The sequence below is a fragment of the Pseudoalteromonas sp. NBT06-2 genome, from assembly GCF_002276045.1.
Lineage (GTDB): Bacteria > Pseudomonadota > Gammaproteobacteria > Enterobacterales > Alteromonadaceae > Pseudoalteromonas.
The window spans coordinates 33,509-50,550 of sequence record NZ_NQMR01000014.1 but is presented as its reverse complement, the minus strand read 5'-3'; the positions used below and the strand labels follow the sequence as shown (position 1 = coordinate 50,550).

At 36.4% G+C, this 17,042-nt stretch carries 15 protein-coding genes; 12 read left to right on the top strand and 3 right to left on the bottom strand.

What is annotated here, in order from left to right:
• Positions 1-167 precede the first annotated feature (167 nt).
• The 3 genes from CJF42_RS04405 to CJF42_RS04395 all read right to left on the bottom strand — a co-directional run bounded on the left by CJF42_RS04405 (position 168) and on the right by CJF42_RS04395 (position 1,900).
• Positions 168-905 (bottom strand): AAA family ATPase, encoded by a 738-nt coding sequence (locus CJF42_RS04405; RefSeq protein WP_095365520.1) that lies wholly within the window; start codon positions 903-905, stop codon positions 168-170.
• A 370-nt stretch (positions 906-1,275) separates the two neighbouring features.
• A complete protein-coding gene (locus CJF42_RS28420) occupies positions 1,276-1,503 on the bottom strand; it encodes a hypothetical protein (protein WP_095365519.1) in 228 nt (75 codons plus the stop codon).
• The gene (locus tag CJF42_RS04395) at positions 1,496-1,900 is read right to left on the bottom strand and encodes a hypothetical protein (RefSeq protein WP_095365518.1); all 405 of its coding nucleotides are present in this window, start codon (positions 1,898-1,900) and stop codon (positions 1,496-1,498) included. The genes CJF42_RS28420 and CJF42_RS04395 overlap by 8 nt, the downstream gene beginning before the upstream one ends.
• 342 nt (positions 1,901-2,242) lie before the next feature.
• Between CJF42_RS04395 and apt the strand changes: the two genes are divergently transcribed.
• From apt to nlpI, 12 genes are all read left to right on the top strand, one after another.
• Complete coding sequence (apt, locus tag CJF42_RS04390) at positions 2,243-2,788, top strand: adenine phosphoribosyltransferase (protein ID WP_095365517.1); 546 nt, start codon at positions 2,243-2,245, stop codon at positions 2,786-2,788.
• A 36-nt stretch (positions 2,789-2,824) separates the two neighbouring features.
• Complete coding sequence (gene dnaX, locus CJF42_RS04385) at positions 2,825-5,179, top strand: DNA polymerase III subunit gamma/tau (RefSeq protein WP_095365516.1); 2,355 nt, start codon at positions 2,825-2,827, stop codon at positions 5,177-5,179.
• 90 nt (positions 5,180-5,269) lie between these two features.
• The gene (locus tag CJF42_RS04380) at positions 5,270-5,596 is read left to right on the top strand and encodes a YbaB/EbfC family nucleoid-associated protein (protein ID WP_095365515.1); all 327 of its coding nucleotides are present in this window, start codon (positions 5,270-5,272) and stop codon (positions 5,594-5,596) included.
• 99 nt (positions 5,597-5,695) lie between these two features.
• Positions 5,696-6,295, top strand: coding sequence for a recombination mediator RecR (gene recR / locus CJF42_RS04375; protein WP_095365514.1), 600 nt, complete (start codon positions 5,696-5,698; stop codon positions 6,293-6,295).
• A gap of 529 nt (positions 6,296-6,824) precedes the next feature.
• A complete protein-coding gene (gene rimP / locus CJF42_RS04370; protein ID WP_095365513.1) occupies positions 6,825-7,289 on the top strand; it encodes a ribosome maturation factor RimP in 465 nt (154 codons plus the stop codon).
• Positions 7,290-7,340: 51 nt separating this feature from the next.
• Positions 7,341-8,843, top strand: a complete 1,503-nt coding sequence (gene nusA / locus CJF42_RS04365; RefSeq protein ID WP_095365512.1) for a transcription termination factor NusA — start codon at positions 7,341-7,343, stop codon at positions 8,841-8,843.
• Positions 8,844-8,867: 24 nt separating this feature from the next.
• Entirely contained in the window at positions 8,868-11,558 is a 2,691-nt protein-coding gene (gene infB, locus CJF42_RS04360; RefSeq protein WP_095365511.1) for a translation initiation factor IF-2, read from the top strand.
• Positions 11,559-11,675: 117 nt separating this feature from the next.
• Positions 11,676-12,107, top strand: a complete 432-nt coding sequence (gene rbfA, locus CJF42_RS04355) for a 30S ribosome-binding factor RbfA (protein WP_095365510.1) — start codon at positions 11,676-11,678, stop codon at positions 12,105-12,107.
• Positions 12,108-12,125: 18 nt separating this feature from the next.
• Positions 12,126-13,097, top strand: coding sequence for a tRNA pseudouridine(55) synthase TruB (gene truB / locus CJF42_RS04350; protein WP_095365509.1), 972 nt, complete (start codon positions 12,126-12,128; stop codon positions 13,095-13,097).
• A gap of 193 nt (positions 13,098-13,290) precedes the next feature.
• Entirely contained in the window at positions 13,291-13,560 is a 270-nt protein-coding gene (gene rpsO / locus CJF42_RS04345; protein WP_091979576.1) for a 30S ribosomal protein S15, read from the top strand.
• Positions 13,561-13,797: 237 nt separating this feature from the next.
• Positions 13,798-15,921: a polyribonucleotide nucleotidyltransferase gene (pnp, locus tag CJF42_RS04340; RefSeq protein WP_095365508.1), complete on the top strand. Its 2,124-nt coding sequence runs from the start codon at positions 13,798-13,800 to the stop codon at positions 15,919-15,921.
• Positions 15,922-16,083: 162 nt separating this feature from the next.
• On the top strand, positions 16,084-16,980 hold the full coding sequence (gene nlpI / locus CJF42_RS04335; protein ID WP_095365507.1) for a lipoprotein NlpI: 897 nt from the start codon (positions 16,084-16,086) through the stop codon (positions 16,978-16,980).
• Positions 16,981-17,042: the final 62 nt, after the last annotated feature.

Genomic DNA, 17,042 nt, shown 5'->3' with positions numbered 1-17,042 from the left:
AAAATATTGACTGATGTTCATGAGAGTTTCTCCATTTTAAGTGAGGCAAGATGCCTCAAATATTAGAGTGGAAAAAGATAATATGTTACGAATACTGAAGCTGGAAGTTAGCACCATTACCGCAGAGCGGTTTAGTTCTTTGTGTCAAGAGCAGAAGTAAGGCTAACTTATTCAGACATCAAAATTTTCAACATTTGCTCGTGACGATTCAGGAAATTTTTGGTTACTTCGAAATGTTCAGTATCTTGGTACGAAGTTTCATGAATCCCAGCTTGGCTAAAGAAGTAAATCTTAGCTCTTGGATAAGCAAGTAATATTGGCGAATGAGTTGCAATAATCAGTTGAGAACCATTTTCAACTAACTGATGAATGACAGATATAGCTTCTAGTTGTCGGTTAGGTGAAAGAGCGGCTTCTGGCTCATCCATAATATATAAACCATTACCTTTTAACTTATTTTTAATAGTAGCCATAAAAGACTCACCATGGGATTGTTGGTGCAGAGATTTCCCGCCATATCCTTGAATTGGTGGCGGAACTAAGTTATCCATGTATGTAGCTACGTTATAAAAGCTTTCTGCACGGAGGAAATAATAATCTTTGGGTTTTTTGAAGCTTTTATATGTTTTTAAATAATCACCTAGGTTTGAGTGCGTTTTCTCAGTGGCAAATGTCGTGTTTTTATTACCGCCTTCTGGATTTAAGCCCATAGCTGAGGCAATAGCCTCTATTAATGTAGATTTACCTGCACCATTTTCACCAACAAAAAAAGTTACATCAGGGTGAAATTCTAAATAATCTAGCCCTTTAATAGTAGGAATTGAAAAAGGAAAGTCCTCCATGTTTTCAATTTTATCTCTCTTTAAATCTATCCCTTGAAGGTAAGGTTTGGCATTTAAATTCATTTCTAATTTCTACTGCTCATGTTCCGTTTATCACTCTAAGCTGAGATTAAGCTTTTCATGTTGTTACGTCAACTATGAGCTTTTAGTCGATTGTCGGAAGATATCGCACTCTAGTGTTCAAAAATGCCAGATTAAGTTTGGTAATCACACTAATACGAAACACTAATACGAAATCACACTAATACGAAATCACACTAATACGAAATCAAATGTTCTCATAAGAGAAATACCCGTTATAAAAATACTTTACAGAATAAGATAATAGGTAAATTTTTACATTTTTCTGCAATAAGTTTTAAATGATTATCATTGGTAATAAAATGTTTTTTTCTTACCATATAAGCGATTAAATAATAGCCATGCTAAGTAACTAACCATCGAAGTATTCAATAGTATTAGGGGCTGTTGATCTTTCGAGATTACTTTTGCAGCGAATTGTTGGGCATTTATACAAGGCAGAGGCTTTGTCATGTGGTTGTGCCACATAAAAAGGCGATAACGCAGTAAAAATGCCCAACAAACGCTGTCCGAAGGATTCGGCTAAAAGCATTTTATTCTTTGTTGAGTCGTATTTACTTAGAATGACTAAGCTACACACTACTCGCCGCGACTAAAATGCTTTTATCTCGAACAAAATTTAACCCTGAAAGATCAACAGCCCCTAGTAGCAATGCCTTATTTGAGTTCTCAAACCATCGTTCTTCAAAGGCAATATAAAAAACAAGAATGAATGTTACTCCATAACTTAATAAGGCTAATACTAATTTACTTGGAGTGACAAAATCAGTGATTTTTCTAGTATAGAAACTACTTTTTCTTTTTGTGGATGGAAAATTTTTAGCCATTAATAAGTTATTACCTTTGTTCCAATAGCTGCTTAAAAACCAAGCTAATAATTGAATTGCAGCAATAACTAATATTGAAGATGCAACTATTTCTAAATTCGTTTTTATAATTAAAACGACATCATTCAGATTTAAATTATATAACACCACATCAAAAATATCAGGAAATGAAAAGGGTGGTTAAAACTTTCCAGATATAGTTGATCATTACAGATTTACGTTTAGTCGTTTTTTATGGCGTTTTAGTAAGTGTTCTTGAGGGGGGGGCTTTAGAGTATGGGGGTTCAAGTCCCGCCCCATCTCCGCACCAAATATTAAAAAATCCGGTTTAGCAATAAACCGTTTTTTTGTGTCTGAAATATGGTAAATAGCAAGAGTTTTGTACACTGAACGTTATTTGTTAAGGTATATTTTAATTCCATCTGAAACTCGCATCTTGAAGTGGCTTTGGTATAATACGCTTAATGAGTTATAAAATTTCTAGAGTCAAAAATGACACAGTCAATCATTAATAAAATAAAATCAAGCATAGCAACTGTTCCTAACTACCCAAAACCTGGCATTATGTTTCGTGATGTGACAACTTTAATGGCTGATCCTGACGCTTTTAAAGCTGTTATTAATTTATTTGCCGATAATTATAAAAACAGAGGTTTTACAAAGATCATAGGTACGGAAGCGCGAGGTTTTATTTTTGGTGCACCTTTGTCATACGCATTAGGGATTCCATTTGTGCCCGTTCGTAAACCAGGAAAGTTACCAAGAGCCGTGACTAGCCAAGCTTACCAGTTAGAGTATGGTGAAGATATTTTAGAGCTACATACAGATGCAATTGAAGTAGGTGATAAAGTATTATTAGTAGATGACCTATTAGCAACGGGTGGTACAATTGAAGCGACTTATAAATTAGTTGAGCGTTTAGGTGGTAAAGCGACCGACGCTGCATTTGTTGTATCATTACCTGAATTAGGTGGTGAAGAAAAAATGAAGAGCTTAGGAATTAATATATTAAAATTAGTGGAATTTGAAGGCGAATAATCACTTCCATAAAATGATCTTAAGGATTAATAATAAATGAGCTACCAGGTTCTTGCACGTAAATGGCGACCACAAAATTTTCATCAGTTAGTGGGTCAAAACCATGTTAAACAGGCTTTAATTAATGGTATTGAACAGCAAAGGTTGCATCATGCGTATTTATTTACTGGCACACGCGGTGTAGGTAAAACCACGATAGCTCGAATATTCTCAAAAAGTCTTAATTGTGAACAAGGTATTACAGCAGAACCTTGTGGTATTTGTTCTACTTGTTTGGATATTGAAGAAGGCAGATATATAGATTTACTGGAAATTGATGCAGCTTCTAGAACAAAGGTAGAAGATACCAGAGAAATTTTAGATAACGTACAATACGCACCATCAAGAGGGCGATATAAAGTCTACCTAATAGATGAAGTTCATATGTTATCTAAGCATAGTTTTAATGCTTTGCTTAAAACCTTAGAAGAGCCGCCTGAACATGTGAAATTTTTACTTGCGACAACAGATCCTCAAAAATTACCAGTCACAATTTTATCTCGATGTTTGCAATTTAATCTCAGTGCGCTTACACAGAATGAAATAAAGCTTCAACTAGAAACAATATTAAAAAAAGAACAACTTAATTTTGATTTCGAAGCACTTAAATTATTAGCAAAAGCAGCTGATGGCAGCATGCGTGATGCTTTAAGTTTAACAGATCAAGCAATAGCGCAAACCAATGGCCAACTAGAAACAAGGTATATAATGACCATGTTAGGCTTGATGGATAACAGTTGGGCACAAAAATTATTGGTAGCAATTGTATGTAATGATGGTGAAGGTTTATTAAAAGTTGTATCTCAAATATCATTGCAAAATCCAAACTATGCACGAGTGCTCGATGACTTACTGGCGCTGACACATTTAATTTTAATGACCCAATTAGTACCAAGCGCAGCTAATTTAGATGATGCTAATGAAGAGTTTATTACTGAATTAGCCCTGCAAAGTAGTGCAGAACAAATTCAAGTTTATTACCAATTATTACTTAATGGTAAAAAAGATTTATTGTGGGCGCCAGAAGTAAGGTTAGGTTTTGAAATGGTGCTACTTAGGTTGCTTGCATTTGAACCAAGCACACAAATAATTTCAGCTCCAAGTAGCAAAGATAGTTCAAACGTTAAAAGTAGCCAAAGTAATAAAATGGCTAATTTACGAAAAATACTAGAGAAACCTAAAGCGACTGAAATAACTCCAAAATCGATACCCCCTATAGCTAAAAATCATTTATCTGACACTTCAACAATAAAGCAAGAGGAAAAACAGAATCTAGTTTCTGAGACTAATATTGATATAAATACTCAGAGACAAGTGGAAAATACAGTTCAGGTTATGTCTTCCGAACATGCTGTGAATAATACTTTGGAGCAACAAAATAGATATCAAGATTCAAATGATAATGTAACTGAAGCTGACATTAATGCACAAATACAAGATGTACTAAATGAAGCTCAAATTCTACAGTCCACGCACGTTGCTGATGAACAAATAAACCAATATAGTTGCACTCAACAAAATACAACAACTGAAGCACCTCTTTTACCTTCAGGTAATAAAGAATCAAATAACGAGTCTGCTCAAGAGTCAGTTAATGTTTCAAAAATGATGTCTGGTGCACAATCAGCTATTGCACGAATTTTAGCAAATAGAAATATATCAGGTGCTGGGCAGTTATCAGCGCCGAGTAATTCAGATATAGAGCAAGTTGCTCTAGTTAAGAATGAACCTGTTATAAAAAAGACTGAGCCCCAAAGGGGCAAAATTAATATAGGGAAAAAGGATGAGCTAAAGCCGAATGTATTGATAAATAATCAAAAGATATATGAAAGGATAAAATCAGACCCTGCAAATTTAGCACCAGAGCTATTAGTGCAAATATCTGGTGAAACAGATCAGGTTGAAGAGATCGTTAAGCAAGTAATAGAAATACCAGAAGGGTTTATTAGCCCTTTGAGTGACACTAAGTTTGCCTATCAAAAAGATCATTGGGCTGATGTGATAAATAAAATGGAGTTGGGTGGGCGTATTCGTCAGTTTGCTTTACACTCAATATATCAAAAAAATGATAATCAGATTTTATTAAATGTAGATTTATCGCAGCAACACCTAGACAGTCAGATGTTACGGGATCAACTTCAAACAAGTTTATCTCAAGTCTTAAATGAAAAGATTAATTTACAAGTACAGTTTGAAGGGACAGTTGAAAATTCACCTTACCTTATACAACAAAAGATTGATTCAGATAGGTTGCAACATGCAGCTGAAGTATTAAAGCAAGATCCTGTTATTACACAGTTTGTTTCTCGTTTTGATGCACTAATGGATGATTCGAGTGTACGTACGAGGTAAATTGTAAGTATTTAAGCTTGTAATCAGTAAAAGAAATCCTTATCTTTTGCTCAGTTTAAATTTAGTTAAATGTAATAGAGAGTAGAGAATATGTTTAAAGGCGGAATGGGCAACATGATGAAGCAAGCGCAGCAAATGCAAGAGCGTATGCAAAAAGCCCAAGAAGAAATAGCTAAAATGGAAGTTGTTGGTGAAGCCGGCGCAGGCTTAGTTAAAGTGACTATGCTTGGTAACCATAATGTGCGTCGTGTTGAAATTGATGAAAGTCTTATGGAAGATGATAAAGATATGATTGAAGATTTAGTTGCTGCAGCAACTAATGATGCTGTACGTCGCGTAGCAGAAGAAAGCGAATCAAGAATGTCTAAAGTAACAGGTGGAATGCAAATGCCACCGGGTATGAAAATGCCGTTTTAACTTGGTATTGACAGACAATACTTAATCTTAAAAACTCTTGGCAATGTAAATTGACAAGAGTTTTTATTAATTTAACCTAAAGCCTTAAGATGGAATTCAATGAAATTATCTGCAAGCCTTTCTCAATTAATCGATGCATTAAGATGTCTTCCTGGTATCGGCCCAAAATCAGCACAAAGAATTGCTTTTCATTTATTAGAGCGTGATAGACATGGTGGCAGCCAATTAGGTCAATCATTAACAAATGCCATGGAAAAGATAGGGCACTGTCAATCATGTCGTACTTTCTGCGAAGAGGTTATTTGTGATTTATGTCAAAATGTAAAGCGCATTGATTCAGGTTTATTATGTGTTGTTGAATCTCCTTCAGATATTCTTGCTATTGAACAAACGGGTCAATACATTGGTCGTTATTTTGTATTGATGGGGCATCTATCACCACTCGATGGTATTGGGCCAAAAGAAATTGGTTTAGACCAATTAGAAACAGTTTTAATTTCAAGCGACGTTAATGAAGTCATTCTAGCTACAAATCCGACTATAGAAGGTGAAACTACCGCGCATTTTATTGCTGAATTGTGCCAAAAGCATCAAGTTAAAGCATCTCGAATTGCACATGGTGTGCCCGTTGGCGGTGAGTTAGATTTAGTTGATGGGATGACACTATCTCATGCATTTAATGGTAGAAAAACAGTCTGAATCATAAAATAGATTTTTAATCGCTAATGCTTAAAAATATATTTATTCAATACATTAGAGTACTAAATTTATTTACCTGACTAAAAAGGTATTGATAAATATTTGCGTCATCAGCTTTATCTTAAAAAATAAGCGATTCAAAGGTTGCTAAATTAGCTGCGGGAAATTATAATCCCTGCCATCATAAAGCGGTGTTGAATATTTAATTAAATTTATTTGTTCATTGAGCTATTAAAATTTTTTCAGCTCCCGCAACCAAGCCATTATCGGTTTACACTGATAATGATGGTTATGGCGCATTCTGGTAATGCGCATTTTGCGTTTTAGTGTTTTAATTCAACATTAAAGTTTATACGCAAGCCCACGAGGGCACACATTTTTATGCTTCAGGTGTGCGCCCCTTAGAGAGGGGCGTTGTTGTTTCTGAAGCATTATAAATATCAGTTTTATTAAATAAGTGAAAACAATTATTTAATGTAATTGGTTATTGTGGGCACTTAGCCCTTTTTTGTCTGTATGGAGGATTTTTGTGACTAAGCTAGAGCAAGATTTAACAGCTATGTTAGAACCTGCCGTTGAAGCATTAGGTTTTGAATTACTTGGCCTAGAGTTTGTTCGAGCTGGCCAGCATTCTACTTTGCGAGTATATATTGAAAATTTACAAAATGCTGAGGGAATTACGGTTGATAATTGTGCTGATGTAAGTCGTCAAATAAGCGCAATTTTAGATGTCGAAGATCCAATAACAAATGAATACAATTTGGAAGTATCTTCTCCTGGTATAGATCGTCCTTTGTTCAAGCTTGAACATTATAAAAAAGCACTGGGTGAAGAAGTTAGGTTAAGAACAAAGCTTCCTCAAGATGGTCGTCGTAATTTTAAGGGCGATTTGATATCGGTAGAAGGCGATATGTTGAATTTATCTATAGATGGTTCTGATTTCATGATCATGCTAGGTAACGTCGAAAAAGCAAATATAATTGCTAAATTTTAACTGCTAAATTTTTATTAAGCATAAAGGAATTAAAGCAGCGAGGCATATAAAATGGCAAAAGAGATATTATTGGTAGCGGAAGCCGTTTCCAATGAAAAAGCAGTTCCAAAAGAGAAGATTTTTGAAGCTTTAGAAATCGCTCTAGCAACTGCAACAAAGAAAAAGCACGAAGGTGACATTGATGTAAGAGTATCAATTGACCGTAAAACCGGTGAATACGATACATTTCGTCGTTGGATGGTTGTTGAATCAAATCCAGAAACAGGTTGTTTAGAGAACCCATTTAAAGAAATAACTTTTGAAGCCGCTCAATATGAAGAGCCAGAGATAAAATTGGGTGAATTTATTGAAGATCAAATAGATTCAATCAAATTTGATCGTGTAACAACGCAAACTGCTAAGCAAGTCATAGTACAAAAAGTACGTGAAGCTGAGCGCGCTTTAGTTGTTGAAGCATATCAAGATCAAGTCGGAGAAATGGTAACTGGTGTTGTTAAAAAAGCAACACGTGAAGCTGTTATGCTAGATTTAGGTAATAATGCTGAAGCAGTAATATACCGTGATGACATGTTACCGCGTGAAAACTTTCGCCCAGGAGATCGTGTTCGTGGTTTACTTTACGATGTAAAACCTGAAGCACGTGGTGCGCAATTATTTGTGACACGTTCAAAACCTGAAATGTTGATTGAATTATTCCGCATTGAGGTGCCAGAAGTTGGCGAAGAAACAATTGATATTAAAGCAGGAGCTCGTGATCCAGGCTCTCGTGCAAAAATAGCTGTTAAGTCAAATGATAAACGTATTGACCCAGTTGGTGCGTGTGTTGGTATGCGTGGTGCTCGTGTTCAAGCTGTTTCGACAGAACTTGGTGGCGAACGTATTGATATCGTTTTATATGATGATAATCCAGCTCAATTTGTTATTAATGCAATGGCGCCAGCAGAAGTCGCTTCAATCGTTATGGATGAAGATACTCATTCTATGGATATCGCGGTTGAATCAGATAACTTAGCACAAGCTATCGGTCGTAACGGTCAGAACATTCGTTTAGCAACGCAACTTACGGGTTGGGAACTAAATGTAATGACTGTAGATGATATGGCTGAAAAGAATCAAGCTGAATCAGATAAGTTAATGACGTTATTTACGGAAAACTTAGATTTAGACGAGGACTTTGCAACTTTACTAATAGAAGAGGGTTTTTCTTCTTTAGAAGAAGTTGCTTATATCCCAGTAGCAGAATTTATGGAAATTGGTGATTTAGACGAAGAAACAGTTGAAGAGCTGCGTAATCGTGCAAAAGCAGCAATTACCACAAAAGCATTAGCATCTGAAGAAACATTAGAAGATGCACATCCAGCTGAAGATTTATTAGCCCTTGAGGGCTTAGAAAAACATTTAGCATTTGTTATGGCGAGTAAAGGTGTAATCACTTTAGAAGACTTGGCAGAACAAGGTATTGATGAATTAGTAGAGATTACGGAGCTTCCTGATGAAGAAGCTGGCAAGCTAATAATGGCTGCTCGTAATATATGCTGGTTCGCTAACGAATAATTTATTGACGGAGATAACAAGTAGATGGCAGATGTAAGCGTAAAAAAGCTAGCCAGTGATATAGGCACAACTGTTGATAAATTGGTTAAACAGTTAGCACAAGCAGGTATTAAAAAATCGGATATAGATAGTGTATCCGATGTTGAAAAAACAACTTTGCTAGATCACTTAAGCAAGCAGCACGGTGGTACAGGTACAACTGAACCGGCTAAAATGACATTACAACGAAAAAGTAAAAGTACTTTAAACGTTAAAGGTAAAAAATCAGTTCAAGTTGAAGTTCGTAAAAAACGTACTTACGCTAAAAAAAGCGCAGTACAAGAACAACAGCAAGAGCAAGCCCGTAAAGATGCAGAAGCATTACAAAAGCGCTTGGCTGAACGTGCTGTTGAAAAAGAAGCTGCAGTAAAAGCTGAGCAAAATGCAGAATTAGCAGCTAAGCAAAAAGCGAACCCTGAAGCGGCTGCAAAATTAAAGCATGAAGCGGAAGTTAAAGCGAAGCAAGAAGCGAAAGAAAAAGCATTAGCTGCGCGTAAAGCTGCTGCACAACCTAAAAAGGTTGTAAGTAAAGAAGAGGCGCAACGAATTGCAAAAGAGCGCCAAGAAGCACAGCGTATTCAAAACATTGCTGATGAAACTGCACGTAAAAAAGCTGAAGAAGAAGGCGCTAAGCTTTCTGAAGCTGCGCGTAAACTTGCTGAAGAAAATGCAGCGCGTTGGAAAGCTGAAGAAGAAGCGCGTAAAAAAGCTGAAGCAACAGCTGATTTACACGTAACCACTTCAACTGCTGCGCGTGCTGCAGAAGATGAAACTGAAGCTAAAGAAGCTAAAAGTGATCGTCGTCGCAAGAAGAAAAAGCCTGCTGCTCAAACTACTTTACGTGGTAAAGGTCGTGGTAAAGCTAAACTTAAAGCGCCAACTTCATTACAACATGGTTTTACAAAACCAACTGGTGAAGTTAAAACAAAAGATGTTCGTATCAGCGAAACTATCAGTGTTGCTGATTTAGCTGACAGAATGTCAGTTAAAGGTGTTGAAGTTGTAAAAGCGATGATGAAAATGGGTGATATGGTTACAATTAACCAAATCATCGACCAAGAAACTGCACAACTTGTTGCAGAAGAAATGGGCTTTAAAGTTGTTCTCGTTAAAGAAAATGAATTAGAAACGCATGTTCTTTCAGATCGTGGCGAAGCAGGTCATAAAGAATCTCGTGCGCCTGTTGTTACCGTAATGGGGCACGTTGATCATGGTAAAACTTCAACACTTGATTACATCCGTAAAGCTAAAGTAGCTGACGGCGAAGCTGGTGGTATTACGCAGCATATCGGTGCATATCATGTAGATACTGAAAACGGTATGATTACGTTCTTAGATACTCCAGGTCACGCGGCATTCACATCAATGCGTGCTCGTGGTGCAAAAGCAACAGATATCGTAGTATTAGTCGTTGCAGCTGATGATGGTGTTATGCCGCAAACCGTTGAAGCTGTTCAGCATGCTAAAGCTGCTGAAGTACCACTTATCATTGCTGTTAATAAGATAGATAAAGAAGGCGCAGATCCAGATCGCGTTAAGAACGAACTTTCTCAACATGATGTTATACCTGAAGAATGGGGTGGTGATGTACCATTTGTTCACATTTCAGCTAAAACAGGTGAGAATGTTGATTCTTTACTAGAGCAAATATTATTACAATCTGAAGTGTTAGAACTTACAGCATCGAAGGAAGGTATGGCTGCTGGTGTTGTTATTGAATCTCGTCTAGATAAAGGTCGTGGTCCAGTTGCATCTGTACTTATTCAAGAAGGTACTTTGAATAAAGGCGATATTGTTTTATGTGGTCAAGAATATGGCCGTGTAAGAGCTATGCGTGATGAAAATGGTAAAGATATAACTTCTGCAGGTCCTGCAATTCCAGTTGAAATCTTAGGTTTATCAGGTATTCCAGCTGCAGGTGATGAAGCGACTGTTGTTAAAGATGAGAAGAAAGCGCGTGAAGTTGCACTTTATCGTCAAGGTAAATTCCGTGATGTTAAACTTGCTCGTCAACAAAAAGCGAAGCTTGAAAATATGTTTGCAAATATGACTTCAGGTGATGTTTCTGAAGTTAATGTTGTACTTAAAGCTGATGTACAAGGTTCAATTGAAGCAATTACTGATTCATTATTGAGACTTTCAACCGATGAAGTTAAAGTTAAAATTGTTGGTACTGGTGTCGGTGGTATCACTGAAACTGATGCAACACTTGCTGCTGCTTCAAATGCAATCGTAGTTGGTTTCAATGTACGTGCTGATGCTTCAGCTCGTAAAGTAATTGAAACAGAGAACTTAGATTTACGTTACTACAGTGTTATCTACGCATTGATTGAAGAAGTTAAACAAGCAATGTCTGGTATGTTAGCACCGGAATTTAAGCAAGAGATCATTGGTCTTGCTGAAGTTCGTGATGTATTTAAGTCTCCTAAGATTGGTGCCATCGCAGGTTGTATGGTTACTGAAGGTACAATTAAACGTAGTAGCCCAATTCGCGTTTTACGTGATAATATTGTTATATACGAAGGTGAACTTGAGTCACTACGTCGCTTTAAAGATGATGTTCAAGAAGTTCGAAACGGTATGGAATGTGGTATCGGTGTTAAGAACTACAACGATGTTAAAGTTGGCGATCAAATTGAAGTATTTGAAATTGTTGAAGTTCAACGCTCACTATAATTTTTAGTAATTTCAAAATGAATGAATGGGGGCTTTAGCCCCCATTCGTATTTTAAGAATTTTAAAATTTTTAAACTTTAAATTAACTAAAGTTTATGTAAATTAAAGAGTGATAAAATGAGAGAGTTTTCTCGTACAGATCGCGTAAGTCAGTCTATTCAAAAAGAAATAGCACAGATTTTACAAAGAGAAATAAAAGATCCACGTTTAGGTTTTGTAACGGTTTCAGCTGTTGAAGTATCTCGTGATTTATCTTACGCAAGAATCTTTATAACTGTCTTAGATCAAAAAGATGAAAATAGTGGTAAAAATAGTGTAGCAATATTAAATGATGCAACGGGTTATATCCGTTCTCTTTTAGGTAAACGTATACGCGCGCGTATCATGCCAGACCTTAAATTTGTATTAGATACATCATTAATGGATGGTATGCGTATTTCTAACCTAGTTGAAACTGCAGTTCGTACAGATAATGAAAGACGTGGTGAAGATATCATAGATAGCAATGAAGATATCGCTGATAACGACGAAGATAATTCAAAAATTTAAAGTAATAGGTTTTAAAAGATGGCAAGAAGGTCTAAAGGTCGCCCTATTAATGGTGTCTTGTTATTAAATAAACAAGAAGGGCTTTCATCTAATAATGTTTTACAACGTGCTAAAGCGATTTATTATGCTCAAAAGGCTGGTCATACTGGTGCGTTAGATCCATTGGCAACAGGCATGTTGCCGATATGCTTTGGAGAAGCGACTAAGTTTTCACAGTTTTTATTAGATACAGATAAAACTTATATTGTACGTGCAAAATTAGGTGTTCGTACAACAACTTCAGATTCTCAAGGTGATGTGGTTTGTAAGAAGCCTGTAGAAGTAACACAGGCACAAATTGAAGATGCCATAAAGACATTTGAAGGTATATCTGATCAATACCCATCTATGTACTCTGCATTAAAGTATGAAGGCCGACCTTTATATAAATATGCAAGAGAAGGTATTGAGGTGCCACGCAAGTGTAGAAAAATCAATGTTTTCAGCCTCACTTTTGATGAATTCGATAGTGGAACTAATGAAATTCAAATGACTGCTCATGTGAGTAAAGGGACTTACATTAGAACGATTATCGATGATTTAGGAGAGTTACTAGGTTGTGGCGCTCACGTTATTATGTTGCATAGGTCTAAAGTTGGTAATTACCCAAGCGAGCAAATGGTTACGCTAGATCAAATACAAGAATTACTTGATCGTGGTAAAAAAAGTGAGTCCGATAAAAGAGAACAAATATCAGCTGATGCTTATATTGTTTTAGATACATTGTTATTGCCTATGGATACTGCTGTTGCAGATCTTAAGGAAGTGAATATAAGTGAAAAAGATGGACGTTTTTTTGCAAATGGTCGAAGCATTTTTATAAAAGGCTTACAAGAAGGTGTTGTGAGGGTTACAGCAGGTAGCGCTAAAACATTTATCGGCGTTGGTGAAAAAAATGCTAAAGGTGAATTAAAGGCTAAGCGAACCTTAGAAAGCTTACAACCTCAGTAAATATTAATCGCACTAGGGAGTGTAAGTTAATGTGAAGCTTGAATAACTAAATACATGTTAATAAAGTATTTGCAGACCGCTATGTAAACCCGTATAATCTTGTCCGAATCGTTTTTGCTGAATTAGTGATCGGCTTAAGCACCTTAAGTACTCTTTTTATAAAGAGTCTAAATTTTAAATATTGGAGTTACACATGTCACTAAGTACTCAAGAAACTGCTGAAATCATTGCTAAATTTGCACGCGCTGAAGGCGATACTGGTTCACCTGAAGTTCAAGTTGCATTATTAACACATGATATCAACAAGCTACAAGGCCATTTTAAAAGCCATATACATGATTTCCATTCTCGTCGTGGTCTTTTACGTAAAGTTAGCCAACGTCGTAAACTTCTTGATTACCTTAAAGGTAAAAAAGTAGAGTCTTACAAAGCGTTGATCCAAGAGCTTGGCCTACGTCGTTAATTAGCTGCTAAGATTTTGATTAAAAAAAGAGGCTTTTGGCCTCTTTTTTTATGTCTATTTATTACTATCATGTGCTTTGTAAAGTATACTAAGCACGGATACCAATTGTAGTAGTTAATTGATCTGAGGTGTTTAACTTTAAACGAGTTGGAACAGTGTTCATTAGTACAATTAACTACTGGAATTGGTACTTAAAGCAAAATTACAATTTCATACTTATTTATTAAGGAATATTAAGTGCAAGCAATAATTAAAAAATTTCAACTAGGTCAACACGAAGTAACCCTAGAAACGGGTGCAATTGCACGCCAAGCATGTGGCGCAGTATTAGCAAGCATCGGTGATACTTCAGTTTTAGTAACTGTTGTTGGTAAAAAAGACGTTAAAGCGGGTCAAGATTTCTTCCCACTTACAGTTAATTATCAAGAGCGTATGTATGCTGCTGGTCGTATCCCTGGTGGCTTCTTAAAGCGTGAAGGTCGTCCAAACGATGGCGAAACACTTATCGCCCGTTTAATTGACCGTCCGATCCGTCCATTATTCCCAGATGGTTTCATGAATGAAGTACAAGTTATTGCAACTGTAATGTCTTCAAATCCAGAAATCCAACCTGATATAGTTACTATGATTGGTACATCTGCAGCATTAGCAATCTCTGGTATTCCATTTAATGGCCCTATCGGTGCTTCTCGCGTTGGTTACGTTGATGGTCAATATGTACTTAACCCTTCAGTGACTGAACTTGAAAATAGTCAATTAGATTTAGTTGTTGCTGGTACAGATAAAGCAGTGTTAATGGTTGAATCAGAAGCAGATGTATTACCTGAAGACGTAATGCTAGGTGCTGTTGTTTATGGTCATGAACAATCTCAAGCCATCATAACCGCAGTAAACGAATTTAAAATTGAAGCAGGTAAACCAACTTGGGATTGGACTGCACCTGAGAAAGATGTCGCTTTAGCAGATAAAATTGCAGCTATTGCAGAAGAAAAGATCGGTGCGGCTTACTTGATCACAGATAAAGTGGCACGCAAAGATGCTCTTAATGAAGCAAAATCATTAGTCATTGACACTTTAACGGCTGAACTTGCTGAAGACGCAAAACTAGATTCTCAAGAAGTGGGTAAGCTTTTTGGTTCTTTAGAGAAGAATGTCGTTCGTGGTCGTATCATTGCTGGCGAAAAGCGTATTGATGGTCGTGATCCTGCTTCAGTTCGTGCATTAGATGTTAAAACAGGCGTACTTTCACGTACTCACGGTTCTTCAATTTTTACTCGTGGTGAAACTCAAGCAATCGTTACAACGACTTTAGGTACGGAAAGAGACTCACAACTAATTGATGATCTTTTAGGCACGCAAAAGAATCACTTCATGCTTAATTATAACTTCCCTCCATTCTGTGTAGGCGAAACGGGTTTTGTTGGTTCTCCAAAGCGTCGTGAAATTGGTCACGGTAACTTAGCTAAGCGTGGTATGAAAGCTGTAATGCCAACGTTAACTGAATTCCCATACTCAATTCGTGTTGTATCTGAGATCACAGAATCTAATGGTTCATCTTCAATGGCTTCTGTATGTGGTTCTTCACTTGCACTTATGAACGCGGGTGTACCAATTAAAGCTTCTGTTGCTGGTATTGCAATGGGTCTAGTTAAAGAAGAGGAAAAATTTGTCGTACTTTCAGATATCTTAGGTGATGAAGATCATTTAGGCGATATGGACTTTAAAGTAGCTGGTACTCAAGGCGGTATTACAGCACTTCAGATGGATATCAAAATTGAAGGTATTACTCAAGAAATCATGCAAATTGCTTTAACTCAAGCTAAAGCTGCACGTCTTCACATTTTAACTGTGATGGATGAGGCTATTTCTGCTCCTTCAGAAGAGTTATCTGAATTTGCACCGCGTATTTATAAAATGAATATCCCACCGAAGAAAATTGCAGATGTAATTGGTAAAGGTGGCGCGGTAATTCGTGCGTTAACTGAAGAATTTGGCACAACCATCGAAATTGAAGATGACGGTACAATTAAAATTGCTGCAACTGATGGTGCAAGCGCACGTGCTACAATCGAGCGTATCGAGCAAATCACTGCAGAGCTTGAAGTCGGTACTATCTACAATGGTAAAGTTGTACGTATCGTTGATTTTGGTGCATTTGTAAATGTACTCCCTGGTAAAGATGGTTTAGTTCATATTTCACAGATCTGTCAAGAGCGCGTAAATAATGTTGCTGACCACCTTAAAGTTGGTCAAGAAGTTAAAGTTAAAGTTGTTGAAGTTGACCGTCAAGGACGTGTTCGCTTAAGTATCAAAGAAGCAATGGCGCCAGCTGCACCAACTGAAGCACCTGTTGCTGAGTAGTTTAAACTAAAAATTAGTTTATTCGAAAAGGGCCTTTAGGCCCTTTTTTATTTTTTAATAAATGGTTATTTATTATTTTTAATAGGTTTAATTGAACCAAAAGAATAGGCTATACTCTTATTAGTAAACTCTTTTAGTCGGTTATTAATGTTAGGGAAATCGATGCAATTTAAACATATATTACTAGGTACATTATTAGGTTTAAGTTTAATGGCATGTCAATCGACACCAAAAAAAACTGAAACTCCAATTGTGAATGTGGCTTTCACTACACCACTAGAGTCAGATGTAAGAAGTGAAATCGCAATTGCAAGATATAGTGAATTACTTTATCGTGCCAACTTAACTAATGAGCAAAAAGCACAGCTTTATTATGATAGAGGTGTATTGTTCGACAGTTTAGGTATGCAAACCTTAGCTTGGATAGACTTCAATCGTACAATTAAATTAAAGCCTGATTTACCAGAGGTTTATAATTTTTTAGGCATTCATTTAACGCTTAAGCAACAATATACTAAAGCCTATGAAATGTTTGATTCTGTTTTGGATTTAAAACCAGAACATGAATATGCATACCTTAATAGAGGTATAGCATTATATTATGGTGACAGGGCACAGCTTGCTCAGTCTGATTTTAAAAAATTTTTAGATTATGCGCCTGATGATGCATATCGTGTAGTTTGGTTATACTTAGCTGAACAGGCAATATCGAAACCTGATGCTGTAAAACACCTAAAACAACATGCTCAAAAATTAAACTCTGATAATTGGGCTTATCAACTGGTATCATTATATAGTGGTGATTTAAGTGAAAAAGACTTTTTAGCGGGCTTAGATAAAAATATAGATAATCATCAGCAATACGCTGAACGTTTATGTGAAGCTTATTTTTATTTAGCAAAGCAACATCAGTATGATGGTAATAACGCGAGAGCTTTAGAGTATTTTAAATTGGCGTTGGCAACGAATGTACATGAGTTTGTTGAGTACAAATACGCAAGACTTGAACTACAAGTATTGCAAAATCAAGCTTTAGAAGTCACTCAAGCAGTACAGTAAAAGCATGTGTTTTATTTTGAATTTCAGGCCGAAGCAATCGTTTCGGCTTTTATATTTTTGCC